Origin of the sequence: Dactylosporangium sp. NPDC050588 (genome assembly GCF_040654975.1) — a bacterium.
Classification (GTDB): domain Bacteria; phylum Actinomycetota; class Actinomycetes; order Mycobacteriales; family Micromonosporaceae; genus Dactylosporangium; species Dactylosporangium maewongense.
Genome location: NZ_JBFAJA010000049.1, coordinates 56143 through 82281 on the forward strand (window position 1 = coordinate 56143; position 26139 = coordinate 82281).

The 26139-nt window shown below is 71.2% G+C and carries 30 protein-coding genes; 13 read left to right on the plus strand and 17 right to left on the minus strand.

What is annotated here, in order from left to right; translation table 11 throughout:
• Window positions 1-61: 61 nt before the first annotated feature.
• The 6 genes from AB0I21_RS31035 to AB0I21_RS31060 all read right to left on the minus strand — a co-directional run bounded on the left by AB0I21_RS31035 (window position 62) and on the right by AB0I21_RS31060 (window position 6655).
• Window positions 62-1264 (minus strand): ABC transporter permease, encoded by a 1203-nt coding sequence (locus AB0I21_RS31035; protein WP_360566458.1) that lies wholly within the window; start codon window positions 1262-1264, stop codon window positions 62-64.
• Entirely contained in the window at window positions 1261-1947 is a 687-nt protein-coding gene (locus AB0I21_RS31040) for an ABC transporter ATP-binding protein (protein ID WP_344508221.1), read from the minus strand. The genes AB0I21_RS31035 and AB0I21_RS31040 overlap by 4 nt, the downstream gene beginning before the upstream one ends.
• A gap of 14 nt (window positions 1948-1961) precedes the next feature.
• Window positions 1962-3146, minus strand: a complete 1185-nt coding sequence (locus tag AB0I21_RS31045) for an HlyD family efflux transporter periplasmic adaptor subunit (RefSeq protein WP_360566460.1) — start codon at window positions 3144-3146, stop codon at window positions 1962-1964.
• Window positions 3147-3227: 81 nt separating this feature from the next.
• On the minus strand, window positions 3228-4856 hold the full coding sequence (locus AB0I21_RS31050) for a HAMP domain-containing sensor histidine kinase (protein ID WP_360566462.1): 1629 nt from the start codon (window positions 4854-4856) through the stop codon (window positions 3228-3230).
• Between the two features lie 9 nt (window positions 4857-4865).
• Window positions 4866-5582 (minus strand): response regulator transcription factor, encoded by a 717-nt coding sequence (locus AB0I21_RS31055; protein ID WP_360566464.1) that lies wholly within the window; start codon window positions 5580-5582, stop codon window positions 4866-4868.
• An 11-nt stretch (window positions 5583-5593) separates the two neighbouring features.
• On the minus strand, window positions 5594-6655 hold the full coding sequence (locus AB0I21_RS31060) for an HlyD family efflux transporter periplasmic adaptor subunit (RefSeq protein WP_360566466.1): 1062 nt from the start codon (window positions 6653-6655) through the stop codon (window positions 5594-5596).
• A gap of 133 nt (window positions 6656-6788) precedes the next feature.
• On the opposite strand from AB0I21_RS31060, the gene AB0I21_RS31065 reads away from it, so the two are divergent.
• The 5 genes from AB0I21_RS31065 to AB0I21_RS31085 all read left to right on the plus strand — a co-directional run bounded on the left by AB0I21_RS31065 (window position 6789) and on the right by AB0I21_RS31085 (window position 10779).
• The gene (locus AB0I21_RS31065) at window positions 6789-7355 is read left to right on the plus strand and encodes a hypothetical protein (RefSeq protein ID WP_360566468.1); all 567 of its coding nucleotides are present in this window, start codon (window positions 6789-6791) and stop codon (window positions 7353-7355) included.
• 157 nt (window positions 7356-7512) lie between these two features.
• On the plus strand, window positions 7513-8004 hold the full coding sequence (locus AB0I21_RS31070) for a hypothetical protein (RefSeq protein ID WP_360566470.1): 492 nt from the start codon (window positions 7513-7515) through the stop codon (window positions 8002-8004).
• A 137-nt stretch (window positions 8005-8141) separates the two neighbouring features.
• Window positions 8142-8825 carry a response regulator transcription factor gene (locus AB0I21_RS31075; RefSeq protein ID WP_360566471.1) on the plus strand — a complete coding sequence of 228 codons (684 nt, stop codon included), beginning with the start codon at window positions 8142-8144 and terminating at the stop codon, window positions 8823-8825.
• Window positions 8818-10209, plus strand: coding sequence for a HAMP domain-containing sensor histidine kinase (locus AB0I21_RS31080; protein WP_360566472.1), 1392 nt, complete (start codon window positions 8818-8820; stop codon window positions 10207-10209). Before AB0I21_RS31075 ends, AB0I21_RS31080 begins: the two co-directional genes overlap by 8 nt.
• Before the next feature lie 57 nt (window positions 10210-10266).
• A complete protein-coding gene (locus AB0I21_RS31085) occupies window positions 10267-10779 on the plus strand; it encodes a hypothetical protein (protein ID WP_360566474.1) in 513 nt (170 codons plus the stop codon).
• Here the strand turns inward: AB0I21_RS31085 and ddaH are convergent.
• Window positions 10776-11606, minus strand: a complete 831-nt coding sequence (gene ddaH / locus AB0I21_RS31090; RefSeq protein WP_360566476.1) for a dimethylargininase — start codon at window positions 11604-11606, stop codon at window positions 10776-10778. The two genes, AB0I21_RS31085 and ddaH, sit on opposite strands and share 4 nt — an antisense overlap.
• 68 nt (window positions 11607-11674) lie before the next feature.
• Between ddaH and AB0I21_RS31095 the strand changes: the two genes are divergently transcribed.
• Both AB0I21_RS31095 and AB0I21_RS31100 read left to right on the plus strand, forming a co-directional pair.
• The gene (locus AB0I21_RS31095) at window positions 11675-12163 is read left to right on the plus strand and encodes an Lrp/AsnC family transcriptional regulator (RefSeq protein ID WP_360566477.1); all 489 of its coding nucleotides are present in this window, start codon (window positions 11675-11677) and stop codon (window positions 12161-12163) included.
• A gap of 5 nt (window positions 12164-12168) precedes the next feature.
• Window positions 12169-14058, plus strand: coding sequence for a beta-propeller domain-containing protein (locus AB0I21_RS31100; RefSeq protein ID WP_360566480.1), 1890 nt, complete (start codon window positions 12169-12171; stop codon window positions 14056-14058).
• A gap of 87 nt (window positions 14059-14145) precedes the next feature.
• On the opposite strand, the gene AB0I21_RS31105 is transcribed toward AB0I21_RS31100, so the two are convergent.
• Together AB0I21_RS31105 and AB0I21_RS31110 are read right to left on the minus strand one after the other, a co-directional pair.
• On the minus strand, window positions 14146-14322 hold the full coding sequence (locus AB0I21_RS31105) for a DUF397 domain-containing protein (RefSeq protein WP_344508247.1): 177 nt from the start codon (window positions 14320-14322) through the stop codon (window positions 14146-14148).
• 23 nt (window positions 14323-14345) lie between these two features.
• Window positions 14346-15203: a helix-turn-helix transcriptional regulator gene (locus AB0I21_RS31110; RefSeq protein WP_360566482.1), complete on the minus strand. Its 858-nt coding sequence runs from the start codon at window positions 15201-15203 to the stop codon at window positions 14346-14348.
• Between the two features lie 278 nt (window positions 15204-15481).
• On the opposite strand from AB0I21_RS31110, the gene AB0I21_RS31115 reads away from it, so the two are divergent.
• A complete protein-coding gene (locus AB0I21_RS31115; protein ID WP_354889535.1) occupies window positions 15482-15907 on the plus strand; it encodes a DUF6232 family protein in 426 nt (141 codons plus the stop codon).
• A gap of 13 nt (window positions 15908-15920) precedes the next feature.
• Here the strand turns inward: AB0I21_RS31115 and AB0I21_RS31120 are convergent, their stop codons facing one another.
• From AB0I21_RS31120 to AB0I21_RS31130, 3 genes are all read right to left on the minus strand, one after another.
• Complete coding sequence (locus tag AB0I21_RS31120; protein ID WP_360566484.1) at window positions 15921-16985, minus strand: hypothetical protein; 1065 nt, start codon at window positions 16983-16985, stop codon at window positions 15921-15923.
• A 118-nt stretch (window positions 16986-17103) separates the two neighbouring features.
• Window positions 17104-17340 carry a DUF6457 domain-containing protein gene (locus tag AB0I21_RS31125; RefSeq protein ID WP_360566486.1) on the minus strand — a complete coding sequence of 79 codons (237 nt, stop codon included), beginning with the start codon at window positions 17338-17340 and terminating at the stop codon, window positions 17104-17106.
• Window positions 17337-17921, minus strand: coding sequence for an NTP transferase domain-containing protein (locus tag AB0I21_RS31130; protein ID WP_360566528.1), 585 nt, complete (start codon window positions 17919-17921; stop codon window positions 17337-17339). The genes AB0I21_RS31125 and AB0I21_RS31130 overlap by 4 nt, the downstream gene beginning before the upstream one ends.
• Before the next feature lie 99 nt (window positions 17922-18020).
• Here AB0I21_RS31130 and fdhD point away from each other — a divergent pair, with 99 nt between their 5' ends.
• Complete coding sequence (gene fdhD, locus AB0I21_RS31135) at window positions 18021-18893, plus strand: formate dehydrogenase accessory sulfurtransferase FdhD (protein WP_360566488.1); 873 nt, start codon at window positions 18021-18023, stop codon at window positions 18891-18893.
• 491 nt (window positions 18894-19384) lie between these two features.
• On the opposite strand, the gene AB0I21_RS31140 is transcribed toward fdhD, so the two are convergent.
• The 4 genes from AB0I21_RS31140 to AB0I21_RS31155 all read right to left on the minus strand — a co-directional run bounded on the left by AB0I21_RS31140 (window position 19385) and on the right by AB0I21_RS31155 (window position 22443).
• Window positions 19385-20425 carry a DUF4192 domain-containing protein gene (locus tag AB0I21_RS31140; protein ID WP_360566489.1) on the minus strand — a complete coding sequence of 347 codons (1041 nt, stop codon included), beginning with the start codon at window positions 20423-20425 and terminating at the stop codon, window positions 19385-19387.
• Window positions 20426-20566: 141 nt separating this feature from the next.
• Complete coding sequence (locus tag AB0I21_RS31145) at window positions 20567-21121, minus strand: GNAT family N-acetyltransferase (protein ID WP_360566491.1); 555 nt, start codon at window positions 21119-21121, stop codon at window positions 20567-20569.
• 247 nt (window positions 21122-21368) lie between these two features.
• Window positions 21369-21569: a DUF397 domain-containing protein gene (locus tag AB0I21_RS31150; protein ID WP_344508262.1), complete on the minus strand. Its 201-nt coding sequence runs from the start codon at window positions 21567-21569 to the stop codon at window positions 21369-21371.
• A 19-nt stretch (window positions 21570-21588) separates the two neighbouring features.
• Window positions 21589-22443 carry a helix-turn-helix transcriptional regulator gene (locus AB0I21_RS31155; RefSeq protein ID WP_344508264.1) on the minus strand — a complete coding sequence of 285 codons (855 nt, stop codon included), beginning with the start codon at window positions 22441-22443 and terminating at the stop codon, window positions 21589-21591.
• Window positions 22444-22620: 177 nt separating this feature from the next.
• Here AB0I21_RS31155 and AB0I21_RS31160 point away from each other — a divergent pair, with 177 nt between their 5' ends.
• Complete coding sequence (locus AB0I21_RS31160; RefSeq protein WP_344508266.1) at window positions 22621-22878, plus strand: hypothetical protein; 258 nt, start codon at window positions 22621-22623, stop codon at window positions 22876-22878.
• The gene (locus AB0I21_RS31165; protein ID WP_360566492.1) at window positions 22878-23057 is read left to right on the plus strand and encodes a hypothetical protein; all 180 of its coding nucleotides are present in this window, start codon (window positions 22878-22880) and stop codon (window positions 23055-23057) included. Before AB0I21_RS31160 ends, AB0I21_RS31165 begins: the two co-directional genes overlap by 1 nt.
• Window positions 23058-23082: 25 nt before the next feature.
• Here the strand turns inward: AB0I21_RS31165 and AB0I21_RS31170 are convergent, their stop codons facing one another.
• A complete protein-coding gene (locus tag AB0I21_RS31170) occupies window positions 23083-23673 on the minus strand; it encodes a hypothetical protein (RefSeq protein ID WP_360566494.1) in 591 nt (196 codons plus the stop codon).
• Between the two features lie 351 nt (window positions 23674-24024).
• Here AB0I21_RS31170 and pdhA point away from each other — a divergent pair, with 351 nt between their 5' ends.
• Together pdhA and AB0I21_RS31180 are read left to right on the plus strand one after the other, a co-directional pair.
• Window positions 24025-25158, plus strand: coding sequence for a pyruvate dehydrogenase (acetyl-transferring) E1 component subunit alpha (pdhA, locus tag AB0I21_RS31175; protein WP_344508270.1), 1134 nt, complete (start codon window positions 24025-24027; stop codon window positions 25156-25158).
• Window positions 25155-26135: an alpha-ketoacid dehydrogenase subunit beta gene (locus AB0I21_RS31180; protein WP_360566529.1), complete on the plus strand. Its 981-nt coding sequence runs from the start codon at window positions 25155-25157 to the stop codon at window positions 26133-26135. The genes pdhA and AB0I21_RS31180 overlap by 4 nt, the downstream gene beginning before the upstream one ends.
• The last annotated feature ends 4 nt before the right edge of the window (window positions 26136-26139 follow it).

Here is a 26139-nt window from a genome sequence, read left to right on the forward strand (position 1 = left end):
TGTCCGGCTGTTCCAGCGTCGATGCGTTGGGCCGGCGAAAAGCGTGGCTCACAGGAATCTCCTACTCATAGCGCAGCGCTTCGATGGGGCGCAGGCCGGCGGCGCGGCTGGCCGGGTAGCTGCCGAAGAACAGCCCGATCGCGACCGAGAACCCCAGCGCCAGGAAGACCGAGCTGGGCACGATCACGGGTTTGATGCTGACGATCGTGAACCGGCTGCCGATCACCGCCGCGGCCACGCCCAGGAGCCCGCCGATCAGGCTCAGCACGGTCGCCTCGACCAGGAACTGGGTGAGGATCGTGCGCTTCGGCGCGCCGAGCGCCTTGCGGATGCCGATCTCGCGGGTCCGCTCGGTGACGGTGACCATCATGATGTTGGTGATGCCGATCCCGCCGACCAGCAGGCTGATCCCGGCGACCGCGCCGAGCAGCAGCGTGAAGGTCTCCGCGGTGTTCGCGCGGGTCTCCAGCAGCTGCGAGGCGTTCTGGATGCGGTACGCGCTGGTGCTCGACCCGGTGATGTTCAGCTTGGCGTTGAGGATCGCCGTGACCTCGCCCTGCGCGGCGCTGACGTCCTCCGGCGCGGTCGCCTGCACCAGCAGCTGGTTCAGCGACCCGTAGCCGGTCAGCGACTCCTGCACCGCGGTGACCGGGGCGATCGCGACGTCGTTGGGGTCGGTGAAGCCGGTGCCGCCCTTGTCGGCGAGCACCCCGACGACGGTGAAGAGCTTGCCGGAGACGGTGATCTGCTTCGACAGCGGGTCGACGGCGCCGAACAGCTCCTCCGCGACGGTCTTGCCAATGAGCACGACCTTGCGGGAGTCCTTGACGTCCTCGTCGGTGAAGAGGGCACCCTTGTCGACCTTGAAGTTCGAGGCCGCGACGTAGCCCGGGTAGGTGCCGACGAACTGCGCGATCGTGTGGTCGGTGCCCTCGTACGTTGCCGACTGCGAGCCGGTGACGACCGGCGACACGCTGCGCACGTGCGGCGCCTCGTCCTTGTCGGAGAGCGCGGGCACCAGGTCCATGGTGAGCGCGGTGCTCGTGGTCGCCGCCGCACCTCGCCCGCCGCCGCCACCGCCGGCCGTGACGGTCAGCGTGTTCGTCCCCAGCGACTCGATCTGCTTCTGCACGGCCTGGGCCGAGCCGTTGCCGACCGCGACGAGCAGGATGACCGCCGCGACGCCGATGAGGATGCCGAGCACGGTGAGGCCGGACCGCAGCTTGTTGGCGGTGATCGCCCGCAGGGCGAAGACGATGTTCATTTCAGCCGCTCATCCTGGACGATGTGTCCGTCGACGAGCCGGATCAGTCGCTTCGCCCGCTCGGCGACGTCCGGCTCGTGGGTGATCAGCACGATCGTCCGGCCCGACGCGCTGAGCCGGTCGAAGACGGCCAGGACGTCGCTGGTGGACTGCGTGTCGAGGTTGCCGGTCGGCTCGTCCGCGAGCACCAGCGCCGGCGCGGTGACCAGGGCCCGCGCGACGGCGACCCGCTGCTGCTGGCCGCCGGAGAGCTGGTTGGGCTCGTGGCCGGCGCGGTCGGCGAGCCCGACCATCGCCAGGGCCAGGTTGGCCCGGCGGCGGCGCTCCGCGGACCTCACCCCTGCGTAGGCGAGGGGCAGCTCGACGTTGGCGAGGGCGGTGGTCCGCGCGATCAGGTTGAACGCCTGGAACACGAACCCGATCCGCCGGTTCCGCACGAGCGCGAGCTGCCGGTCGTTGAGGCGGCTCACGTCGACGCCGTCGAGCAGGTACTTGCCGGTCGTCGGGATGTCGAGGCAGCCGAGGATGTTCATCAGCGTCGACTTGCCGGAGCCCGACGAGCCCATGATGGCGACGTAGTCGCCGCGCTCGACGGTCAGCGACACCCCGCGCAGGGCCTGGACCTCGGTCTCGCCCTGCCCGTAGATCTTCTTGACCTTCTGGACGTCCAGAACTGGGTGCATCTCGCCGGGTCCCATCAGTTGCCCTGGCGGCCGCCGCCGCCTCCGGTGAAGCCACCGCCGCCGGTGAAGCCACCACCGCCACCGGGGAAGTTGCCGCCGCCGGGGAACTGGTTGGTGTTGGTGCCGGTCGTCGAGCCGGTCGTCGTCGTGGTGATCACGACCTGCTCGCCGGCCGTGAGCCCCGACCTGATCTCGACGAACGAGCCGCCGCTGATGCCGACCTCGACCGTGCGGGTCTCCACCTGGCCGTTGACCTGCACCTGGACGGTGCGCTGGCCGCCGGCCGTGCGCAGCGCCTGGGTCGGGATGCGCACCACGTTCTGCGCCTCGGCGATCGTCACGACCGCCGTGGTGCTCTGTCCGAGCCGCACCCCTTCCGGCAGCGTGTCCAGGCCGATGACCACCGCGTAGGAGTTGACGTTGTTGGTGGTCGTCGCCGTCGGCGAGATCGTGCTGACCTTGCCGGTGGCGCGGGTGCCGCTGAGCGCGCTCCAGCTGATCTCCGCGGTCTGGCCGGCCTTGAGCTTCGTCGCGTCGGCCTCCGCGAAGCCGGCGTTGATCTGCAGCTTCGTCAGGTCGGCGAGCTGGATGAAGCCGGTCGAGCTGCTGCTGGAGGAGGTCGCGCCGCCGGTACCGCCGCCGCCGGACGAACCGGAGGACGACCCGGAAGATGACGACGTCGATCCGACGGCGCCGTTCACGGCGGTGACCGTGCCGGCGATCGGGGCGGTCAGGACCGTGCCGTTGACCGTCGTCTGCGCCGACGTGACGCTGGCCTGCGCGGTCGCGACCTGCGCCTCCGCGGAGGCGATGGTGGCGTCGTCGGCGTTGTTGTTCTCCGCCCGGGTGAGCGCCGCCTTCGCCGCGGTCAGGTTGGCCTTCGCGGTGTTCAGCGACGCGTTCGCGGCCGTCGGGTCGACCTTCGCCAGGACCTGCCCCTTGGTGACCACGTCGCCGACCTTCACGTCCACCTCGGTGACCGTGCCCGAGCTGGTGAAGTTGGCGTTGGCGGTCGCGGAGCTGGCGACCGAGCCCGACGCCGACACCGTCTGCGACACGGTGCCCTGGGAGGCCGCGACGACCCTGGTCCGGGTGGTGGTCTGCGACGCCTGGGCGGCCGCCGGGCCGGAGACGATCTGATAGGCCCAGAGCCCGCCGCCGACCGTGGCGACCGCGAGCGCGGCGTTGATCAGACCCACGGAGTTCGGACGAGGCCGGCGTAGAGACGGCAGCGACAAACGCATGAGGGGAATCGTGGTGGGTGCCGCTCGGAGCGACCCTCAGTCCACCTCGGAGTTACCTCGGAATTCGGTTGCCCCGGTTTCTCCGGATTCGTCGTCGTCAGGGCCGTCGGGCCCGTCCTCGAAGTCCGGCTCGTCCATCGCCGGCAGCAGCACCCGGAACCGCGCACCCACGCCCGGTGCCGTCCACAGCTCGACCCGCCCGCCGTGCGCCTGCACGATCGCCGCGACGATGGCGAGGCCCAGCCCGGCGCCGCCGTGCCGGCGGGAGCGGGAGCCCTCCGCGCGGTACAGGCGCTCGAACACCCTGGTGGCGTCCTCCGGCTTCATGCCCGGCCCCGTGTCGCTGACCTCGATCGCGGCGAGCGGCACCCCTTCGGGCAGCGGTGCACCGATCGACGCGGTCGGCGGCGGGGTGGCGCCGGTCGCCCGCCCGACCCGCACGACGACGCGGGTGTCCTCCGGCGTGTGCTGCAGCGCGTTGCTGACCAGGTTGGCGACGACCTGCCGGATGCGCGCCTCGTCGCCCTCCACGGTCACCGGCTCGAACGTCACCGACCGCTCGGCGCTGACCGCGTTCGGCCAAAGCGCCGACAGCTGCACGAACCGGGTCGGCACCCGCACGTGCGCGTCGCGCACCGAGTCGGCGGCGACGGCGAGCAGGTCCACCGGGTGCCGCTGCAGGGCCCGCTCCTCGTCCATCCTGGCCAGCGTCAGCAGGTCGTTGACGAGCAGCCGCATCCTGCTGACCTCGGCCTCGATGCACGCCATCGCCTCGTCCAGCGCGGGTCCGGGCGGGGCACCGCCGCGCCGGTACAGCTCGGCGAAACCCTGCACGGAGGTCAGCGGCGTGCGCAGCTCGTGCGCGGCGTCGGCGAGGAACTGGCGCAGCCGGCGCTCCGAGTCGGCGCTGTCCTCGACGGCCTCCTCGATGCGGGTGAGCATCGTGTTCAACGCGGTGCCGAGCCGCCCCGACTCCGTGTGCGGGTCGGCGTCGACGATCCGGCTGGACAGGTTGCCGTCCGCGATCTCGACCGCGGTCTCCTCCATGCGGGTCAGCGGGCTCAGCCCGACCCGCACCAGCGACGCCGTCGCGAACCCGGCGAAGCCGAGCACGATCAGGCTCACCAGCAGCGAGTACTGCAGCATCCGGTCCCGCGTGTCCTGGATCTCGACGAGGGAGACCGCGTTGGCGCCGTACCCGTTGGCCCCGGCCGCGGTGCCCGTGGGCACCGGCAGCGCGAACACGATCACCCGCCAGTCCTCGCCGGCCGGACTGGTGACCGTGAACGGCTTCGGGTCCTCGGCCCGCTGCCGGACGTCGCCGAAGAGTGCCGGGTCCAGCACGACCGTCGGCGGCTCCTTGAGCTTGCCCGCGCTGTCGAAGCGGTAGATCTGGTACAGCGGCCCGGGGAAGAACTCGCCGCTGTACCGGTCGCGCCGCCCGCCCGTCACCGAGGCGCTGGGGCTCGGGTTCGGGTTGCGGCCGACGAACGCGGGCGGGTGCGCCGAGCGCTCCAGCTGGTCGTCGATGCGCTGCATCAGGTACCAGTTGAGCAGCCCGACGCCGATCGCGTTGGCGGCGATGAGGGCGACCCCGGCGAGGGCCACCACGGAGACGACGATCCTCGTGCGGACCGTCCACTGGCGCCAGGGCCTGAGTCTCACCGCTGCGGCCTACTTCTGGGGCAGGCGCAGCGCGTAGCCGACCCCGCGGACGGTGTGGATCAGCGGCGGATCCCACTTGTCGACCTTGCGGCGCAGGTAGTAGACGTACGACTCGACGATGCGACCGTCGCCGCCGAAGTCGTAGTTCCACACGCGGTCCAGGATCTGCGCCTTGCTGACCACCCGGCCGGCGTTGGTCAGCAGGTACCGCAGCAGGTTGAACTCGGTCGGGGAGAGGTCGACCCGGTGCCCGCCGCGGCGGACCTCGTGCGCGTCCTCGTCCATCTCCAGGTCCGCGTAGCGCAGCACCCCGCCGTCGACGAGCTGCTGCTGCTCGCCCAGGCTGCGGCGCAGGATCGCGCGGATCCGCAGCACGACCTCCTCCAGGCTGAACGGCTTCGCGACGTAGTCGTCGGCGCCGACCGTCAGCCCCGAGATGCGGTCCTCGACGGAGTCCCGCGCGGTCAGGAACAGCACCGGCACCGGCCGCTGACCGCTGCGCAGCCGCTGCGCGACCTCGAACCCGTCCAGGTCGGGCATCATCACGTCGAGCACGACCAGGTCGGGCGCGAACTCGGCGGCGGCCGCGAGGGCCTCCCGCCCGCCGCCGGCGACCTTCACGTCGAAGCCGGTGAGCCGCAGCGTCGCGGACAGCAGGGCACGGATGCTCGCCTCGTCGTCCACGACGAGGACCTTCGGCTGTGGCGTGTTCGCCTGTACGGTCATCGGCTCCATCGTCACCGACCCGCCGTCAGGATCTCGTCGCCTTCGGCAAGTCCGCTCGTGATCTCGGTGTTGACGTCGCCGCGCAGCCCCGTCGCGACCTTGCGCTCCTCGTCGCGGCCGTTGACCCTGACCACGACCACGCCGCCGCGCACGGCCGTGGAGGGCACCGACAGCACGCCGTCCACGGACGCGGTGACCACTGCGACAGTAGCGCTCTGCCCGTAGAGCAGCGTGTCGGGCACCGTGTCGAACGCGATCAGCGCCGCGTAGCGGACCAGCCGGTTCGACACCGTGCCGGCCGGGTCGATCTGGATGACCTTGCCGTCGTACTTCGCGCTCGCGTTGTCCGGCAGCGTGATCCGGGCGACCTGCCCGGCCTTGAGGTGGGCCACCTCCGCCTCGGTGAACTGCGCCTTCACCACGACGTCGCCGGTGCCGGCGAGCGTGATCACACCCGAGCCGGCGGCGGACCCGACGGTGCCGTTCACGGCGAGGATCTTGCCCGCGAGCGGCGCGGTGATCACCGTCCCGGCCAGCTTGGCGTTGGCCTGCGTGAGGGTGAGCTTCGCGTTGTTGAGCCGCTGCTGCGCGTTGAGCAGGTTGTCGCTGGCGTTCTGGACGCTGTTCTGGCTGCCGGTGCCGGGATTCTGCCCGCCGCCGCCTGGCGCGCGGCTGGCGCTCGGGCTGACGCTGGGCGTGCTGGTGGCGCTCGCCTGGGCGGTCTCCGCGCGGTCCAGGGCGTCCTCGGCGCTGTCGACGCTCTGCTCGGCGGCGTCGACCGACTCCTGCGCGGCGGTCGCGTCGATCCTGGCCAGCACCATGCCGGCCGCGACGACGTCGCCGGGCTTGACGTTGAGCTCCGTCAGCGTGCCGCTGCTGGTGAACCCGAGCGTGCGGCTCTGCTGCGCCTGCACCGTCCCCGATGCGGAGACCGTCGTCGAGACCGACCCGCGGGTCACCTTCGTCGTGCTCACCTTCGCCGGCACGACCTTCTCGTCGCCGGTCAGCAGGACCCCCACGACGACCGCGACCGCGAGCACGGCAGCCCCTCCGGCCAGCCACCAGACCTTCATGCCTGCTAGTTGACCGGTCCCGGCTCCCGGTCAGCTCGACCGGACCTCAAAGTTCCCTGGGAAGGCGCTCCCATCGAATTTTGAGGTCCAGCCCACGGTGCGTCGAGGTTCGCGCCGTTGCATGTCGGGAGTGATGACCAAGCGGATCGGTGCGGCCGCCCTCGCGCTCGCCGCGGTGGCGTTCTTCGCCACAGCCTGCGGATCTTCGGACAGCGCGGCGCCGGCCACGGCGGCGTCCGGCACCGACTACGCGTCGTGCCTGCGCAACAACGGCGTCAACCTGCCGCAGATGAACGGCTCTGGACGCCCCACCTCCCGCCCTGACGGCAACCCGTCGGGCCGTCCGACCGCGTTCCCGTCGGGGCAGCCCCGCCCGTCCGGCAGCGGCGGGTTCCGCGGCGGTGGCGGTGGCTTCTTCGGCACTGCCGCGCCGAACGGCGTGGACCAGCAGACCTGGGAGAAGGCGCAGAAGGCCTGCGAGTCGCTGCGCCCGACCGCGTTCCCGAGCGGCGGTTTCGGCAACGGCGGAGGCGGCGGCAACGGTGGCGGCCGGGACGCGGCCTACCGCAACTGCCTGACCGAGCACGGCGTCACCGTCAACGGCCCGGTCGACCAGCTCGACACCGCCGACGCGAAGGTGGCGGCCGCCGTCACCGCCTGCGCTCCCCTCAAGCCCAGCCCTCGCCCGTCCGCGTCGTAGCCCTCCCCGGATGTCGGACAGGCGGTGCGCCGGTCTTGCGGGTGTGGCGGTGGCGAAAAGGACATCGTGGGAGTGTCCTGACACTACGCCCGCAAGATCGGCGCATTTCCGGGGGCGCGACGCGTGTCGCTGAGCGCGAACCGTCGTTGCCTTCGATATGGAGACGCTGGACACCTTCACGTGCACCTTCCTCCCGGCCACGGCACTGGCGAGGCTGTCCGCCGCCACCATCCGCCGCCACGTGCAGGTGCTGCGCGGCTGCGCCGGGGACCGTGACGCCGTCGCCGTCGTCGCCCGCTGCACGTCGCGCGCCTCCCGCAACAGCGTGCTGATGCTGACCCGCAGCCGCCTCGTGATCACCACCGAGTCGCCGCTGCTGCGCCGGGTCTCCCTGCACCTCAACACGGACCTGCACTCGCTCGCCGACGTCACCTGGACCCCCGAGCCGACCCGCTCCGGCATCCAGCTCGGCGTGACCGCCATCGACGGCGTCCGCGAGAACATCTGGGTCCGCCTGCCGAACAAGGTCGAGATGTGGCGCCTCGACGAGGCCCTCAAGCAGGCGTTCCGCACCCCGTGGGGCGTGGTCGCCGCCGCCGCGGCGCCCCGGGTCCCCGCCCTGGCCAAGGCGGTCCTCCGCTTCGCGTGAGCGATCGGCTCACACTTCGCGGCAGGCGCTGGCTTCCTCGCGAAGGGTGAGCCGATCGATGTGCTTGTATCCGACCGGTTCGATGCCCAAACATCGCCCGAACATCGGGCCGGGTGCGGGCGCGGCAGAATGGGCCCGTGGATCAGGGCAAGGGGCTGGTGCTGGTCGTCGAGGACGAGCGGCCGATCGCCGACCTGCTGCGCATGTATCTGACGCGCGAGGGCTTCGGGGTGCACGTCGAGCACGACGGCACGGCGGGCCTGGCCGCGGCGCGGAAGCTGCGGCCCGTCGCGTGCGTGCTGGACATCGCGCTGCCGGGGATGGACGGCACCGAGATCTGCCGGCGGCTGCGGGAGGCCGGTGACTGGACGCCGGTGCTGTTCCTGACCGCGCGGGACGACGAGGTCGACCGGATCCTCGGCCTGGAGCTGGGTGGCGACGACTACGTGACCAAGCCGTTCAGCCCGCGGGAGCTGGTCTCGCGGGTGAAGGCGGTGCTGCGCCGCACGCAGGGGCCGCCCGACGTCGAGCAGGTCCGCACCGTCGGACCCGTCACGCTCGACCCCGCGCGGCGGGAGTGCCTGGTCGACGGCGCGCCGGTGGTGCTGACGTCGACGGAGTTCGCGCTGCTGGCGCACCTGATGAACCGGCCGGGGCGGGTGTTCACGCGGGAGGAGCTGCTCGGCTCGGTGTGGGGGTACGCCGCGCATTCCGGCACCCGGACGGTCGACGTGCACGTGGCGCAGGTGCGCGGGAAGCTCGGCGCCGCGGCGGGGGTGCTCAGGACGGTGCGGGGCGTCGGATACACCGCCGATGCTTAGGGCCGGGTTCCGGTCCATCGCCGGACGCAGCGCGCTGGTCACTTGCCTGGTCGCGGTCATCTCGGTGCTGGTGACGGCGCTCGTCGGGGCGCCGCTGGCGATCCAGGAGGCCAACAGGGCGGCCCGGGTCCGGCTGGCCGACGAGGCGACGCTGACCGCCGAGCTGCTGCGCCCCCGGTTCAACACGCCCCGGAGCACGGACGAGCAGGTGATCGTCGAGCGGCTGCGGACCCGCGGGATCCAGGTCTACCTGATCCGGGCGGGGCAGCCGGACCGCGCGGGGCTGCCCGACGGGGTGGTCAAGACGGTCGGGGCCGGGCGGCCGGTCCCGGTCCGGCGGGCGGTGGTGGACCAGCAGGTCCAGCTGGTGGTGGGCCGGCCGGTCGGCAACGCGGGCAACGGGATCGTGCTGACCGAGCGGATGCCGTCGCGCCAGGCGACCATCACGCGGCTGTGGGGGCAGCTGTGGATGGCGCTGCTGGCCGGGTTGGCGGCCGGGCTGCTGGCGGGCGTGCTGCTGGCCAGGAGGATCGCGCGGCCCATCCGCACCGTGGCGGCCGCGGCCAACCGGCTCACCGCCGGGGACCGGTCGGTCACGCTGGACGCGGACGGGCCGGCGGAGGTGGCGGACCTGGCGCACGCGGTGAACGCGCTGACCGCGGCCCTCGCCACGAGCGAAGGGCGCGAGCGGGACTTCCTGCTGTCGGTGTCGCACGAGCTGCGCACGCCGCTGACGACGATCCGGGGCTACGCGGAGGCGCTCGCGGACGGGGTGGTGGGTCCGGACGGGGCGCAGCGGGCCGGGCAGACGGTGCTCGACGAGGCGGAGCGGCTCGACCGGCTGATCGCCGACCTGCTGGTGCTGGCCCGGCTGGAGGCCGCGGACCTGCCGGTCGAGGTGGTCGACGTGGATCTGACCCAGCTGGTGGCGGCGACCGCCGAGGCGTGGGGCGGGCGGCTCACGGCGGCGGGGCTGCTGCTGCGCACGGAGCTGCCACCGATGCCGGTGCCGGTGCGCACCGACCCGGGGCGGATCCGCCAGATCGTCGACGGCCTGCTGGAGAACGCGTTGCGGGTCGTGCCGTCCGAGCAGGCGACGGGGGTGCCGGTGGTGCTGGCGCTGGTGTGGGGGCCGGCGGAGGCGTCGATCGAGATCCGTGACGGCGGGCCCGGGTTCACCGACGACGACCTGGCGGTGGCCTTCGAGCGGGGTGCGTTGTCGCGGCGGTACCAGGGTGCGCGCAAGGTCGGCAGCGGGCTGGGGCTGGCGCTCGCCGCTCGGATGGCCCGCCGGCTCGGCGGCAGGATCGAGGCCGGTCACGCGCCCGAGGGCGGGGCGAGATTCACGGTGACGGTGCCGTTTGGGCCGGGTGAGAGGAGGTAGTGCACCCGTCGGCTCAATTCGGCGGAGCTCGGAGCAGCTCGGACAGGAGGTACCCAGATGCGACGCACACGCATAGGCCTGTTGCTCAGTGCCGTGATCCTGGTGATCGTCGGCTCCCTGCCGGGGATCGCACTGGCGGATCCGACACCCGGCGAGACCGGTCAGGGTGGCCAGCACGAGAACTGGCTCAAGAACGTGCTGCACGGTGAGGGCATCGTGCAGACGAAGAAGGGCCCGATACGGGTCGCGATGCAGAACGGCACCGCGACGGCGGCGACGGACACCTCGCTGACGGTCCGGTCGACCGACGGCTACACCAAGACGTGGACCCTGGCCCAGAACGCCAAGATCTACAACAACCACATGAGTGTGCAGCCAGGAGCGATCCAGGCGGGCTCCCAGGTGGTTGTCGGCGGCCCGATCACGGTCAGCGGCGGCGGCGGAAGCCCGGCGGCGTCCCCCACCACGACCTACACGGCGCAGATCGTGCTGATCCAGTCCACGGCCGGGGCCGGGACCGGGACCGGGACCGGGACCGAAACCCCAGCGCCGGCTCCGGCGACCTCTTAAGGCCGAAGCTCGGCGATGCAGCACTTCACGGAGCCGCCGCCCTTCTTGAGCTCGGTCAGCTCCACCGGTACAGGCAGGTAACCGGCCTGGCGGAGCTTGGCCGCGAGGGCGGTGGCTTCACTGTTGAGGACCACGTTGCGCCCGTCGGAGACGAGGTTGAGCCCGAACGACAGGGCGTCCTCCTCATCGGCGACGACGGCGTCCGGGAAGAGCTGCGCGAGCACCCGTTGGGACGCGGCCGAGAACGCGCCCGGGTAGTAGACGACGGTGCGGTCGTCCAGCGACGCCAGCGCGACGTCGAGGTGGTAGAAGCGCGGGTCGACGAGGCGCAGCGAGACCACCGGCCGGCCGAGCGCCTCCTGCGCCTCCGAGTGCGCCGAGGTCTCGGTCCGGAAGCCGTGACCCGCCAGGATCACGCCGCCGCCGAGCGCGTCGGGCAGGTAGGCGAAGTCGCCCTCGCCCTCGTTGGTCTCGGCCGGCGCGACGAACTTCCAGCCGTGGTTGTCGTAGAACCGCCGGTGCGCGGCGGCCTCGGCGATGCGCTGGGGGTACTTGAAGCGCGCCCCGTAGACGACGCCGTCGACGCTGAACGCCCCGTTGGCCGCGTAGACCATGTCCGGCAGGCCGATCTCCGGGGGCAGCACGTGCACCTGGTGGCCGAGCCGCACCAGGGTCTCCCGCAGGCCCTCCCACTGCTTCAGGGCGAGCTCGGTGTCGACGGGCGTGGACACGTCCATCCACGGGTTGATCGCGTACTCCACCACGAAGTGCTCGGGTGGCGACATCAGGTAGGTGCGCTCGCGTGGCTGCCGCTCGACGTGGGTCACGAGATCAAACGGTAGATTTGTGGGGTTGCACAAAACAGCGGTATTGCTTGCTTTCGAGGAGGGATTTGTTGCGCCTCGACCCGATCGACCAGCAGATCATTGCGTTGCTGCAGGAGGACGCCCGCTCATCGTATGCGGACATCGGATCGCAGGTGGCGCTGTCCGCACCGGCCGTGAAGCGTCGCGTCGACCGGCTTCGATCAACCGGAGTGATCCGCGGCTATACGGCGCTCGTCGACCCCGACGCGCTGGGCTGGACGACGGAGGCGTTCGTCGAGCTGTTCTGCACCGGGCGGACGTCGCCGCAGCAGATCCGCGCCGCCGCGAAGCGCCACCCGGCGGTCGTCGGCGCCTACACCATCTCGGGTGAGGCCGACGCGCTGGTCCACCTGCGGGCGGTCGACATGGCGGGGCTCGAGGAGGCCCTCGAACGGCTGCGCGCCGAGCCGTTCGTGACGTCGACCCGCAGCATGATCGTGCTGTCACGGCTGGTCGAGCGGCTGGCGCCGAAAGTCGTCACCGTGCCGGGAACCGGATCGACACCCGCCACGTCCTAGCACGCATGAGACGCTCGCTTGCCGCGTTGAGTGCCCTGGTTTTCGTTGTCTCCGGATGTACTGGCGGCGGGACGCCGAAGCCCGCGCCGGCGACGGTCGCCGGGCCGGATCCGGTGTTCAAGCTGGTGGCGTTCGACTCCTGCGAGCAGCTGCTGTCGTCGCTGCGGGACGCCGCCGCGGGTGCGGTCGGGCCGTGGGGGTTCCTGAACGACGGCGGCATGCTGCGCGGCGGTCGCGCCGAGGACACCGGCGCACAGCGGCAGGGCGGGCTCAACAGCGGCAAGGCGGCCGCCCCGGCCGGTCAGGAGTTCTCCGGCACCAACACCCATGAGGCGGGTGTCGACGAGCCGGATCTCGTGAAGACCGACGGCAAACGGATCGTGACGCTGTCGCGCGGCACCCTGAAGGTCGTCGACGTCGCCGGCCGGGCGGTGACCGGCTCCCTGGCCATCGGCACCGTCGACGACGTCAGCGGCAAGAGCGCCGCCAACGCCACGGAGCTGCTGCTGTCCGGGGACCGCGCGCTGGTGCTCGGCTACGACTACCGGGCGGGCTTCGACGACGTGCCCGGCGTGTCGGGTGCGCAGATGACGCTGGTCGACCTCGCCGGCGCGCCGAAGGTGATCGGCCGGTTCACCGTCGAGGGCGGCCTGCTCGACGCCCGGCAGGTCGGCGGCACCGCTCGGGTGGTCGTGGTGTCCCGGCCGCGGATCGCGTTCCCCGACAACGCGAAGCTCGGCAGCGACGACGCGCGGATCGCGGCGAACCGTTCGGCGGTCATGGCCGCGCCGGTCGACGCGTGGCTGCCGAAGTGGGCCGCGACCGACGCCGCCGGCAAGCGCACCGAGGGCCGGGTCGACTGCGGCGCGGTGAGCCGGCCGGCGACCTACTCGGCGACGTCGATGCTGACGGTGCTGACGTTCGACCTGGGCGGTGCGGCGCTCGGCGGCGGCGATCCGGTCTCGGTCGTGGCCGACGGCGACACCGTCTACGCCAACGGGCCCAGCCTGTACATCGCCAACGACCAGCGCTGGCGGGTGCTCGCCGCCGACGTGGTGCGCAGGAAGGTCGCGACGTCGCCGGCCCGGCCGTCGACCCAGGTGTTCAAGTTCGACATCGGCGCGCCGGGCAGCCCCCGGTTCGTCGCGTCGGGTGAGGTGCCGGGCTGGCTGCTCAACCAGTACTCGATGTCGGAGTGGGACGGGCACCTGCGGATCGCCACGACGATGTCCGCCGACAACACGACGGCGTCGGCGGTGTACGTGCTGCGCCGCGACGGCGGCCGGCTCACCGAGGCGGGTCGCGTCGACGGCCTCGGCAAGGGCGAGCGGATCTACTCCGTGCGGTTCATCGGCACGACCGGCTACGTGGTCACGTTCCGGCAGACCGACCCGCTCTACACGCTCGACCTGCGCGACCCCGCGGCGCCGAAGGTGGTCGGGGAGCTGAAGATCCCGGGCTACTCGGCATACCTGCACCCCGCGGGCGACGGGCGGCTGCTCGGCCTGGGGCAGGACGCCAACGCGCAGGGCCGGGTGCAGGGCATGCAGGTGTCCCTGTTCGACGTGCGGGACCCGGCGCACCCTTCGCGGGTCGCGCAGTTCAAGCGGCCGGGCGGCAGCTCCGAGGCGGAGTACGACCCGCACGCGTTCCTCTACTGGGCGCCGCTGGGGCTGCTCGCGGTGCCGGTCTGGCGCGACACCCAGCCGGCCGTGCTGGTGCTGAAGGTCGGCGACTCGGCGATCACCGAGGCGGGTGCGATCACCCACCCCGGTCGCTACACGGCGATCCGCCGCTCGCTGATCATCGGTGGCACTTTGTGGACCCTGTCGGAGCAGGGGCTGAAGGCGACCGACGCGGCGACCCTGGCCGAGCAGGCCTGGATCGCGCTCTAGCTGGATCGTTTCGGTGCTGCGCCGCTGTACGGTCGGCGCGGCTGGGCGGTCAGCGCCGCCGCACGGTCAGCGCTGTCCGCCGTCTGGTCAGCGCTGCTCTCCGGCGACGTGCTGCACGAACGCCCTCCAGGCGGCGGCGTCCACGAAGATCTCCGGGCTGTTGGCGTCCTTCGAGTCCCGGATGCCGACGGCCTTCGGGTCGAGTAACACCTCGACGCAACCGTTGCCGCCGCTGCGCGTGCTTTTACGCCACACAATGCTCATGATGATGACCCCTAGAACCTGGGCTATTCGTATTCGCGAATAGCCCGCTGAATGTAATCAAGTGTTTCCGCGTGGCTCAGCGCCACAGTGCGCAACGATTCGAAGGCGACCAGGTAGCGCCGCACTTCCTCGGGGCGGTTGCGAAACACCCCGCCGGTCATTCCGTCGCAATACACGAGCGGCTGCTCGGTGTCGCCGACGAAGTCGAGCACCGTGAACGCCCCGTCGATCCCCCGGTGCGCCCCACGGTCGAACGGCACCATCTGCAGCGTCACCGTCGGACGGTCGGCGATCTCCAGGAGCCTCATGAGCTGCCTTCGCATGACATCATGACCGCCGACCGGCCGCTTGAGGACCGCCTCGTCGAGAATCGCCCAGATCCGCGGCGGCGGGTCGCGGGTCAGGACGGCCTGTCGCGCCATCCGGACCGACACCCGCTGGTTCACCACGTCGGGCCGCTCCCCCACGGACACCGAATTGATGATCGCGCCGGCGTATTCCACGGTCTGCAGCAGTCCGTGGAGAATGACCGCGTCGTAGATGTAGACGTCGGCTGCCTCGGATTCGAACCCGATCATTGTTTCATAGGCGCCGAGCAATGCGTCGCCATAGGCTTCCCACCAGGCCCGCTGGCGCGATTGCGCGGCGAGGGCGGTGATGCGGGTGCGCTCGGCCTCTGCGGTCTGGTAGAGGTCGAAGAGCTTCGTCAGGTCCGGGTTGCGGACGCTGCTGTTGGCGGTCTCGATCCGGCTGACCTTGGACTCGGACCACTTGAGCTCGGCTGCGACATCGGCGGCCGTCTTCCGGGCAGCCTCTCGCAACCGGCGCAGCTCGGCTCCGAGCTGGCGACGGAGCAGAGTCGGGCTCGGCTTCGAGGACATCGACCACACCGTACCGCATCCACACTCAAATACTGAGAACTTTCGGCACTGGGTTGCACTTGCATCTGACAGCGAGTTGATGCGTAATCAAGTTAGAAGCTACTAGTGAGGTTGCATGATCCGCCTCACCCAGCGACGGCGACGCTTGGGCTTCGATGTGCCTCATCCCCAGGAGGCACGCTGGACGGCGGCCGTCACCGTGGCCGGTTGCCGCCTTCCTCGTTCGTCGCGTCGGCGTCCGCGATCCGGGCCCCGACCAGCAGCAAGGGAGCGCGACCATGAGTTCCTACGCACCCCAGTCGTTCGAGTCCCGGCCGGTCATCCACTACAACCAGCACGGGATCCTGGTCACCGACCGGATCTTCGCCACCGACCGCGGCCGTTACGAGATCGCGGAGTTGTCGCGACCGGCGCACGGCACCGGCACCCTGCACCCGGGCGTGCGGGCGTGCGTCGCGGTCGGGATCGCGAACGTCGTCGTCCTCGGCGCGGCGGCGACCACCGGCTCCGTGCCGGTCATCCTGGTCGCGCTGTCGGCGCTGCTGATCACCTGGGTCGTCGGGGTCGTCTACGCACGCCGCTGGCCGCGGCAGCACACGCTGCTCGCCGACTACCGCGGCACGCGGGTCACGCTGCTGCGCACGCGGGACGTCGACCTCTTCGGCCGGGTGTCCCGGGCGCTGCGCCGCTCCTGCGGGCTCTAGCGTCTGCCGCGCCTTACAGGTACATCCCGGTGCGCTCGCCCTCGACCTGCTTGGGGGTGTCGTTCTCGCCGAAGAACCGCTTCCCGCCGAACTCGCCCTGCAGGCGGTCGTCCAGCTCGTCCGCGAGCCCGGTCATCACCTGCACGGCGAGCATCAGGTGCGTCGCCTGGAAGTCCCGGCCGAACACCGGCACCGACGCCCACACCGTGTCGTTGGTGCAGTACAGCCGGCCGATCGGCATCCGGTTGGTGAGCTCGGACAGCTTCACGTAGAGCCGCTCGGTCGGCTCGATCTCGGTCAGCACCGGCGAATACACGTCGACCAGCGGCGGGTTGTCCCGCACCCGGACGAACACCATCGCCGACCCGGACCGGATGCCGATGTCACCGTCCGGGTCGATCGTCAGCTCCTCCGGCGTCGTCTTCATCAGCCGGGCCACGACCGTGATCACCTTGTCGTGCAGCGGCAGGTCGTCCTGCTCGTCACCCACCTGGTGCTGCTTCGCCCGCACCACCGCCACCGGCCCGTCGCCGTCGGTCTCGACGATCGACGCGAGCGACCGGGCGACGCCGAGCGACGGCAGGGCCGCCACCAGCCCCTGCGCGTCGTGGGCGAGATAGGTGAGGAACGCGGGGTGCGGCGTGCCGTAGATGTCGCGCAGCGTCCGCATGATGAGCCGGCTGAGCTGGACGGCCTCGCTCTTGGGCACCCGCACGCCGAACGCCTCGCCCGAGCCCGGCACCACCCCCGGCGGCGACCACCCGAGCGCCACCGTCTGCGCGATCACGGTCCGCCCCAGCCGATACGCCGCGGGCAGGTCGGCGTTGCCGACGGCGGTCGCGGCGAGCATGTCGCCGTCCTCGCCGGTCACCTGCACCGAGTAGATGGCGTCGCCGGTCCCGGACGCCGTCGGGTCGAGCGTCAGATCGAGCGTCGTGCCGGGGGCGAGCTGCCGCAGCGCGTCGACCAGGTGCCGCGCGAAATCGCGCCAGGCCTCGGCGACCTTCTCCTTGAGGTCCCCGCCGATCGGGTCCTCGTCGTCGAACAGCGCCGCCTCGTAGTCCTGATCATCCGCCATGACCGCCTCCAATCCCCCCGGGCTCACCCTATCCAGACGACGCACGTCCCGGGTGCCTCGGGCTCCTCGGACTGGTTGCTTCCGGGTCGTGGCGCCTGTTTCCGGGTCGTGGCGTCGGTCAGCCCTCGTCCACCAGAGCGACGAGCCGCGCCCGGGCCTCCTCGAGGTCGGCGCCCCGCCCGACGGCGACCCCCAGCAGGAACGCGGTCAACGGCGCCCCCGGCCGGGCCACGTTGTGCGCCACGTCCCGCGCGAGGTCGAGGATCGCGTCCTGCTCCTGCGCGCCCAACGGCTCCAGCCCGAGCTCCGCGCACGCCCGCACCACCCACGCCGCCAGCTCTGGATTCCCGCTCATCGGTCTCCACCCCCGTCTGCTCGCCGCAGGTCCTCTTCGGTGTCGCAGTCGAAGTACGGCGCCGGCCCGGACCCGGTCCACTCGACCTCGACCACGTCCAGCCCATCCAACACCGCCCGCATCGACCGGCCCGCCGCAGGCCCGAGCCGCTCGACCGCGTCCCGCAGCGCGCCGGCCCGCCACACCCCGCACAGCAGCTGCCGCTTGCCGCGCCCGTCGACGAACACCGCCCCGTCCACGTCCTCCTCGACCGCCGCGACGAGGACGCCTACTCCCTCAACCGTGAGGTACGGCAGATCAGCGGCGAACAGTCCGACCAGCGCCGGCCCTTCCTCCGACGCCGCTCGCGGGACGAGGTCGAGCGCGGCGGCGGTCGCGGCCGCCGGGCCGGCACCGGGTGGCTCCTCACGGACGGTGCGCACCCCCGTGGGCAGCCCCTCCCGGGGCGGCCCGACCACGATCCGCAGCGCCGCCCCCTCGACCGCCGCGAGCACCCTGTCGAGCATCGGCACCCCGGCGACGGGCAGCATCGGCTTGTCCTGGCCACCGAGGCGCGTGCCGCCACCCCCGGCGAGGATCACGGCCACAAGTCCCGGCCATGCGGTGGCTGCGCCCATGGGCAGAACGTACCGTCGAGCGGGCAACGACCGGAACCACTCCCCGCATCTGGAGGCCCGACCATGGGACGCGTCACGCAACGGCGCACGATCACCCGGGTCACCGTCACCCCCGCCCCGGACGGCCCGGCGGGGGTCGCGGCAAAAGTCGGGCCCGACACCTTGATCGCCGAGGAGCCGCTGGAGATCAGGGTCGGACCGGCCGGGACGCCACGCCCCGCGCTGGCGGTCACGATGCGGACCCCCGGGGACGACCTCGACCTGGCGATCGGGTTCCTCCTCACCGAGGGGATCATCAGATCCGCCGCGGACGTGCGGACGGCGCAGCTGTGCGCCGGCGACCAGGAAGCGAACACCTACAACGTCGTGGACGTGGTGCTCGCCGACGGGGTCCCGGCCCCGCAGACCGATCCGAGCCGGAACTTCTACACCACCTCCTCGTGCGGCGTCTGCGGCAAGGCCAGCATCGACGCCGTGCGGACACGCTCACAGTTCGACGTCGCGGCGGACGGCATCCGGGTGGCGCCGGCACTGCTGGCCGACCTGCCCGACGCGCTGCGGGCGGGCCAGCGGGCGTTCAGGACGACGGGCGGCCTGCACGCGGCCGGGCTGTTCGACGCGGCCGGGCGCCTGGTCTGCCTCCGGGAGGACGTGGGCCGGCACAACGCCGTGGACAAGGTGATCGGCTGGGCCGCGCGACAGGACCGCCTGCCGCTCGCCGGTCACGTGCTGATGGTCAGCGGCCGGGCGAGTTTCGAGCTGTGCCAGAAGGCCTGGATGGCAGGCATCCCGGTGCTGGCCGCGGTGTCGGCGCCGAGCACCTTGGCCGTCGACCTGGCCGAGGAGGCAGGGCTGACCCTCGTCGGCTTCCTGCGCGGCCAGACCTTCAACGTCTACACCGGCGCCCACCGCATCACCGGCCTGCCCCAGACCTGATCACACCGGCCGAGTTCCCCGCGGGCGGGAATGCCGGGTCAGCCCTCAGACGCCCGGCGCATCCACCGTCCCCGGCGGTGCGCACGCACCAGCACGCCGCCCGGACTGGGTGAACGGCAAGGCACCCTCATCCAGGGCGGCCCGCAGGACAGTGGCGGGGCCCCGCGCCCGAAGCACAGATCGCCAACCGGACCAAGAGCACCTCACCGCGACCGACCACCCGCGTCCGACCCGGACCGGCAAACACCGCAACCAGGTCGAACGCGGCGTCGACCGCCGCCCGCAACAGCTCATGGCTCGTGGTCGCAACCAGGCACGACGCCCTGAACACCTCCCATCGATCAGGAACGCGGCACCGAGCAGACCGCCGACGCCGCATCCGAGCCAGCAGCGACACGCGGGCAGACCACCCGACGCCCCACACCCGAGCCAGCAGCGACACACGGGCAGACCGCCGACGCACGCCCGGGGTGGGGCGGCGCCGGCAGGGTTCAGCGCCTTCGGCGGCGGGTGGTGCGGCGGCGGGGTGGAGTGGGGCGACGGCCGTCGCGGCGGCCGATCGGGGGCAGGGACTGCGGGGACAGGCCGCGGTCGAGGATCTCGGCCATGAGCTTGGCGGCACGATAGCCAGGGTCGGCGTCGAACGCGCGATCCAGAGCGATCCGGGAGCGGACACCGTTGCCGGAGCGCCAGGACGCATAGGCGACGAGCATCGCGGCCGGGGCGGCGAACGTGGGGACGCAGCGGCGCAGCACATCGGTCCACAGGCGGTCGTGGAGGTCGAGGTCGGTGTCGAGGTCTCGGTCGATGCGCAGCCAGGCATCGTCGCGCAGGGGCAGGCTGTGGAGGAGGAACGCGAGCCAGGCGACCTCCTCGTCGGTGAGGCCCTCGCCGGCGCGGACGCGGCGCAGCGCCGCGTCGATGGAGGCGACGCCTTCGGCGGGCGTGCCGGGCGAGTGGACGAGGCGGGTCTGGGCCTGGCGGGTGGCGCGCTCGGCGGCGTCGAGGGCGGGGCCGGTCGGGGCGGCGAGGCTGGCGACGAGGGCGGCCCGGTCGGGCAGTGCGACCATCCCGATCAGGGTGGCGGTCGCCGCGACCGCGGACGTCTCGACGTCATAGGGCTGGCCTTCGGTCGGGCAGCAGTAGGGCGACTCGCAGATCAGCGACCGGTAGCGCCCCTCGTGGGCCCAGAGCATCTCGTGCACGGCGATGCCGTGGCGGCGCATCGCGGCGGTGGTGGCGTGGATGAGGGTCTCGACGCGCTCGGGCGGGCCATAGCCGATGAGCACGACGTGGTCGACGTCCTGGCGGGCGAACAGGGCGCCATAGCCGTCGGCCAGGGTGTCGAGGTCCTCGCCCGGATCGGGCAGGTCGTCGCGCATGTGGAAGCGCAGCCGCTTGTCGCGCACCCCGAGGGCGACGAGGCTGTCGGACGGGTGGAACCCGAACAGGTACGGCGTGCCGGCAAGGATGTCAGCGGGGGTGCGCAGGCGCAGCCGGGGCTGCGCGAGGGTCGAGGTCGCGGTCGTCATGCACCCGAGCTTGGTGGCTGCCGCCACCCACGGGAACTCGCGGTTTTCGGCTGTGGACAACGCCCGATTCGATCCACAACCGCCGGCCGCACCTTGACAAACGCCAGCCCACCGCTATGCGAGAAGTAACAGGAAGCAGCGCTAGAAGCGGAACCGCTGCGCGTGCAGGTCGATCCCGTCGTGCCAGTCGTGGCCGTCCGAGTGCAGGTCGATGGCGAGCGTCACCCGGGCGAGCGCGTCATACCCGGCCGCCTGCAGGCACCGGATCGCGTCGACGTTGCGCGCCGCCGGCGAGATGCTCAGCTGCCCGAGCCCTCGCCGCCTGGCCTGGTCGGCGACGTGGGAGAGCAGCGCCCGCCCGATCCCCGCGCCCCGCCGGGACGACGCGACGACCAGCGGCTCGACCTGCCCACCGCGCCCGTCGAGGATGAGCCCGACCATGCCGACCACGCCGACGCCGAGGATCTCCGCGACCCACATGCCAGACAGGTCGAGCCGCGTGAGGTACTCCTCGAACGCGGCCCCGGGGTCGCCGCTGACGGGTGGCGCCGCCGGGTAGAGGTGCTGATGCTCCTCGGTCAGCTCTGCCCACAGCTGCCGGCACTCGCGATGGTCCGTCGGTCGATACGCCCGGATCGTCGGCTGCAGCGTCGCGACCCCGCCACCTACGCCGTCATCTGCGCGAACAGTCACCATGTGTTCATGCTTACTCCGGTGCGCGCCGCCGCGACACCCACATCGCGGTATTGCACCCCGGCCGATCGCCGCCTGACCGTTTCACGCCTTTTGTTGCAACACGCGGATCGTGGCCACACGGTTATGGATGGAGCCGGTGAGCGATAACATCAAAATCGGCTCGCAGCTACGACGAAGGGACCGCCGGTCGGGACGGTCCCTTCGCTGTTGCTCAGGCTTGGTTGGGGGAAGCTGTTGCTCAGATGTGTTACGGAAGGCGGAATTCGCCGTCGGTGTCGACCGCGGCGATGAAGGTCTCCCATTCGGCGCGGGTGAAGCGCACGGATCCCGCGTCCGGGGAGTTGGAGTTGCGGACCTCGACGACGCCGTCGACGAACCGCGCTTCGACGCACTGTCCGTTGTTACCGCTCCGGGTGGGCTTGTGCCACCGCTCGTTCAGCGCAGCCATTCTGCGCACTCCTTCGTTGTCAGGCCGTCTCAGCGACCGTTGACTCGATCAGCTTGACCGACTCGAATGGGCTGAGCGCGGCGGCTCGCAGACTTTCGAACACGTCGTGGTACCGCTGGACGTCTCCGGCTTCCTGGTAGATGTCGCCGGCCATGGCTTCGGCGTACACGACGCTTGGTGCACCTTGGAACTTGAGGATCGCGAATGATCCAGCCATGCCGGCATAGGCTCCCCCGCTGAAGGGGAGTATCTGGATCGTCACGTTCCTCGCCCGGCCCATTTCGGCCAGGTGCTTGAGCTGCGACCGCATCACGTCGACCCCACCGATGAGGCGCCGGATGACGCTCTCGTCGAGGACCGCGATGAACTGCAATGGATTCTCAGCCCGGGTGAGCAGCTCCTGCCGCTCACGCCGGGCGCTGACATGCGCTTGGACCGCGTCCTCCGATTCGCCGGACGGGGAGGCGGCGGCGAGCAACGCCCGCGTGTACTCCTCCGTCTGGAGCATGCCGGGCACCACGAGCGCCTCGTAGTCCCGCATCTCGATCGCGTTGGACTCCAGGCCGATGTAGCGGGAGTAGTGGCTGGGAAGGTCGCCGAAGCGGGCGAACCAGCCCCGCGTCTTGCCTTCCTTCGCAAGCGCGATCAATGTCTCCGTGAGATCGCTATCATCAACGTCGTAAATCTTGAGCAACTGTTCGAGGGTGCTGCGGCGGATGCCGACCTTCCCGCCCTCCATGCGGCTGATGGTGCTGGGCGAGCAGTCGAGCTGCAGGCCGACGTCCTCGGTGGTGAGCTTCGCCTGCTCGCGCAGGCGCCGGAGCTGTTTGCCCAGCTGGAAGCGGGGGAACGTGGGGCTGTGCGCGTGCGACACCACTCACCTCCATTACTCAGGACGAGTGTCACCGTTACCGGGTTGTCGCGCAAGCTTGAGCGTCAGTGAGCGATTGGGTTGCTCTACTCAAGTTTGACGGAACGTATTGCCCCGGGAAACCTGCACATGCATTCTGGGGCGGTCAGAGATGGTTCCTCTGCCGGAGGGAGATCCGTCGTGATCGAAGACGACGTGATCCTGCTCGAAGGCGCACCACGGCTTTTCGGCATTGTCGCCGATCCGTTCGACGACGACCACCCCCAGGTTGTCGCCTGGGGTCATGAGCTGCCGGATCAGGCCGTGCTCACCTGGCGCCTGGGGAATGGGAAGTCCGAGATCGCCGTCTTCCGCTCGGCGAACGACGCGCTCGCAACCGCTCAGCAGCTGTATCCCGCCTGGATCCTGTGGACCGCACCCGCGACGCAGGGGTTCTGATGGCCGTCATCTATGACCATGCCGTGACCGACGCCCGCCGCCTCGTGGCGCGCCACCAGCCGTTACGCGTCCATCAGGCGACACGCTGTGCGGCCGGCTGCGCGCGCTGGCCGTGCAAGCCGTTCTCCACCGCCTGGGCGATGGTGACCCGCAACTCCAACACGCGCGCCGGCCGCTGACCCGCGCACACTTCATGACCCAGCGCTAAACCTGTGCGGCCGGGCAGTCCTCAAGATCTGACTGATCGGCCGACCCCGATCGGGGCCGATGCGCGGTCCAGCTCCTGACCGCCTCCGGCTTGCCCTTGCGCGTGGCGTTCCACCCCGGCCACGCCTTGTCCTGGATGGGCACGCCCTTCGTCGGTGAGGGCGTGGGCACGACGGCGGGGGGCTCCTGCACCTCGGGCGCCGGCGCGGTCGGCGGAGCCGGCACCACCGTGGGCGGCTTGGTGCCCGTACCGACGACGACACCACCGCCTGATCCACCCGACGTCCTCGCGCTGACGCGCGGCTTCGCCACGGTCGCCGGGGGCAGCGGCGCGGTCGGCTCCGCCGCGCGCGACGGCGTGCCCGTGCCGTGCAGCCCGCTGCTGGGCGTCGGGGCGAGCACGAGCGGTCCGGGCCGTGGCTCGGCGACGATCGGCGTCCGGACGGACGGCGCCGTGTCCAGTGAGGCGCTGCCTGCGGCGACCACGATCAGGGTCGGCACCGAGGTCAGCGCCACGAGCAGCGCGGAAATGAGCAGCGGCCGCCGGTTCGGCGACAGTATGCGGTGGGTACGGACGTCGGATTCCAAAGGAAGCGCTCCAGTGTGCGGGGGAAGGCAGAACGAAGCTCATTGGGAGCAACGGCCGCACGCCGGGCGAGGATCTGCCCGGTTCGGAGGGATTTTTCGACCTTGCAACGCGGACGAACCCGGACTCCATGGTGTCGATCCACACGCCTTCTGCGATGCTGGACACACACCGGCAACGGGGCTGTAGCGTCCGCATACCCTGCGACTGAGCCTCAGAGCCGGCTCCCGGGCGTGATCCACTCACACCCACCGCGACGCGCCGGCTCCAACAGGGCCGCCGCGTAGCAGCCACCCCCGCTGCGCGGCAGGGTTACCCCCGCTGCCGACGCGAGAGACGACAGGGAGAAACGGATGGCGAAGGGCGAAGCAAAGGCCCGGACGTCAGGAACACGGGCCGCGCCTGAACCCGCGTTCGTGCAGCTGCTCACCCCTGAGGGAGACCGGGTCGAACACCCCGACTACACGGTCGACTTCACCGATGAGGAATACCGCTCGCTCTACCACGACCTCGTCGTGGTCCGGAAGCTCGACGCCGAGGCGACCGCCCTGCAGCGCCAGGGCGAGCTGGGCATCTGGGCGAGCCTGCTGGGCCAGGAGGCGGCGCAGGTCGGCTCCGGCCGGGCGCTGCGCAAGCAGGACATGGCGTTCCCGACCTACCGCGAGCACGGCGTGCTGTACTGCCGCGGCGTCGACCCGATCGCACCGCTGACCCTGTTCCGCGGCGTCGACCAGGGCGCCTGGGACCCCAACGAGTTCAACTTCGGCATGTACACGATCGTGATCGGCGCGCAGACGCTGCACGCGACCGGCTACGCGATGGGCGTGACCAAGGACGGCAAGGTCGGCTCCGACGACGGCGAGGCCGTCATCGCCTACTTCGGCGACGGCGCCACCAGCCAGGGCGACGTCAACGAGGCCTTCATCTGGGCGTCGGTCTTCAACGCGCCGATGGTGTTCTTCTGCCAGAACAACCAGTACGCGATCTCCGAGCCCCTCGAGCGGCAGACCCGCGTCCCGCTGTACCACCGGGCCAGCGGCTTCGGCTTCCCCGGCCTGCGCGTGGACGGCAACGACGTGCTCGCCTGCTACGCGGTCACCCGCAAGGCCCTCGACGACGCCCGCCACGGCCAGGGGCCCTCGCTGATCGAGGCTTACACGTACCGGATGGGCGCCCACACCACGTCGGACGACCCGACCAGGTATCGCATCGCCAGCGAGGTCGAGGCGTGGCAGGCGAAGGACCCGATCGCGCGCCTGCGGGCGTTCCTCGGCAAGCAGGGCATCGCCGGCGACGACTTCTTCGCCGCGGTCGACGAGGAGGCCCGGGTCGCCGCCGCCGACCTGCGCGAGCGCGTCCTCACCATGCCGGACCCGGATCCGCGCACCCTGTTCGACCACGTGTATCCGCACGGTTCGCCGGAGCTCGAGCAGCAGAAGGCGCAGTTCGACAAGTACCTGTCGTCGTTCGAGGGGAGTGGGCACTGATGGCCGAGACCCTGACGATCGGCAAGGCGCTCAACACCGGCCTGCGCCGGGCGATGGAGCGCGACCCCAAGGTCCTCGTCATGGGCGAGGACGTCGGCAAGCTCGGCGGCGTCTTCCGCATCACCGACGGCCTGCAGAAGGACTTCGGCGACGAGCGCGTCATCGACACCCCGCTCGCCGAGTCCGGCATCATCGGCACGGCCGTCGGCCTCGCGATCCGCGGCTACCGGCCGGTGTGCGAGATCCAGTTCGACGGGTTCGTCTACCCGGCCTATGACCAGATCGTGTCGCAGGTCGCCAAGATGCACTACCGCTCCAAGGGCAAGGTCCGGCTGCCGATCGTCATCCGGATCCCCTTCGGCGGCGGCATCGGCGCGGTCGAGCACCACTCCGAGTCGCCCGAGGCCTACTTCGCGCACACCGCGGGCCTGAAGGTCGTCTCCTGCTCCAACCCCGACGACGCGTACTGGATGATCCAGCAGTCGATCGAGTCCGACGACCCGATCGTCTTCATGGAGCCCAAGCGCCGCTACTGGGAGAAGGGCCAGGTCAACGTCGACACCGCGAGCGCACCGCTGCACGTCTCGCGGATCGCGCGCCCCGGCACCGACGCGACGCTGCTCGCCTACGGCCCGATGGTCCGCACCGCGCTGGACGCCGCGACCGCCGCCGCCGAGGACGGGCGCGACCTGGAGGTCATCGACCTGCGCACGCTGTCGCCGCTGGACATGGGCCCGGTTTACGAGTCGGTGCGGCGCACCGGCCGCGCGATCGTCGTCCACGAGGCGCCCGGCAATCTGGGGCTCGGGTCGGAGATCGCGGCCCGGATCACCGAGGAGTGCTTCTACTCCCTCGAGGCGCCGGTCCTGCGCGTCACCGGGTTCGACACGCCGTACCCGGCCGCCCGGGTCGAGGAGGAGTACCTGCCCGACCTCGACCGGGTGCTCGACGCCGTCGACCGCTCGTTCGGGTTCTAGGGGG

Excerpts from the sequence above, each read along its gene's own strand:
- AB0I21_RS31035 (WP_360566458.1), bottom strand. The coding sequence starts at position 1,264 with ATGAACATCGTCTTCGCCCTGCGGGCGATCACCGCCAACAAGCTGCGG.
- AB0I21_RS31040 (WP_344508221.1), bottom strand. The coding sequence starts at position 1,947 with ATGCACCCAGTTCTGGACGTCCAGAAGGTCAAGAAGATCTACGGGCAG.
- AB0I21_RS31055 (WP_360566464.1), bottom strand. The coding sequence starts at position 5,582 with ATGACCGTACAGGCGAACACGCCACAGCCGAAGGTCCTCGTCGTGGAC.
- AB0I21_RS31060 (WP_360566466.1), bottom strand. The coding sequence starts at position 6,655 with ATGAAGGTCTGGTGGCTGGCCGGAGGGGCTGCCGTGCTCGCGGTCGCG.
- AB0I21_RS31065 (WP_360566468.1), top strand. The coding sequence starts at position 6,789 with ATGACCAAGCGGATCGGTGCGGCCGCCCTCGCGCTCGCCGCGGTGGCG.
- AB0I21_RS31070 (WP_360566470.1), top strand. The coding sequence starts at position 7,513 with ATGGAGACGCTGGACACCTTCACGTGCACCTTCCTCCCGGCCACGGCA.
- AB0I21_RS31080 (WP_360566472.1), top strand. The coding sequence starts at position 8,818 with ATGCTTAGGGCCGGGTTCCGGTCCATCGCCGGACGCAGCGCGCTGGTC.
- AB0I21_RS31085 (WP_360566474.1), top strand. The coding sequence starts at position 10,267 with ATGCGACGCACACGCATAGGCCTGTTGCTCAGTGCCGTGATCCTGGTG.
- AB0I21_RS31100 (WP_360566480.1), top strand. The coding sequence starts at position 12,169 with ATGAGACGCTCGCTTGCCGCGTTGAGTGCCCTGGTTTTCGTTGTCTCC.
- AB0I21_RS31105 (WP_344508247.1), bottom strand. The coding sequence starts at position 14,322 with ATGAGCATTGTGTGGCGTAAAAGCACGCGCAGCGGCGGCAACGGTTGC.
- AB0I21_RS31110 (WP_360566482.1), bottom strand. The coding sequence starts at position 15,203 with ATGTCCTCGAAGCCGAGCCCGACTCTGCTCCGTCGCCAGCTCGGAGCC.
- AB0I21_RS31115 (WP_354889535.1), top strand. The coding sequence starts at position 15,482 with ATGAGTTCCTACGCACCCCAGTCGTTCGAGTCCCGGCCGGTCATCCAC.
- AB0I21_RS31120 (WP_360566484.1), bottom strand. The coding sequence starts at position 16,985 with ATGGCGGATGATCAGGACTACGAGGCGGCGCTGTTCGACGACGAGGAC.
- AB0I21_RS31125 (WP_360566486.1), bottom strand. The coding sequence starts at position 17,340 with ATGAGCGGGAATCCAGAGCTGGCGGCGTGGGTGGTGCGGGCGTGCGCG.
- fdhD (WP_360566488.1), top strand. The coding sequence starts at position 18,021 with ATGGGACGCGTCACGCAACGGCGCACGATCACCCGGGTCACCGTCACC.
- AB0I21_RS31140 (WP_360566489.1), bottom strand. The coding sequence starts at position 20,425 with ATGACGACCGCGACCTCGACCCTCGCGCAGCCCCGGCTGCGCCTGCGC.
- AB0I21_RS31145 (WP_360566491.1), bottom strand. The coding sequence starts at position 21,121 with ATGGTGACTGTTCGCGCAGATGACGGCGTAGGTGGCGGGGTCGCGACG.
- AB0I21_RS31150 (WP_344508262.1), bottom strand. The coding sequence starts at position 21,569 with ATGGCTGCGCTGAACGAGCGGTGGCACAAGCCCACCCGGAGCGGTAAC.
- AB0I21_RS31165 (WP_360566492.1), top strand. The coding sequence starts at position 22,878 with ATGGCCGTCATCTATGACCATGCCGTGACCGACGCCCGCCGCCTCGTG.
- pdhA (WP_344508270.1), top strand. The coding sequence starts at position 24,025 with ATGGCGAAGGGCGAAGCAAAGGCCCGGACGTCAGGAACACGGGCCGCG.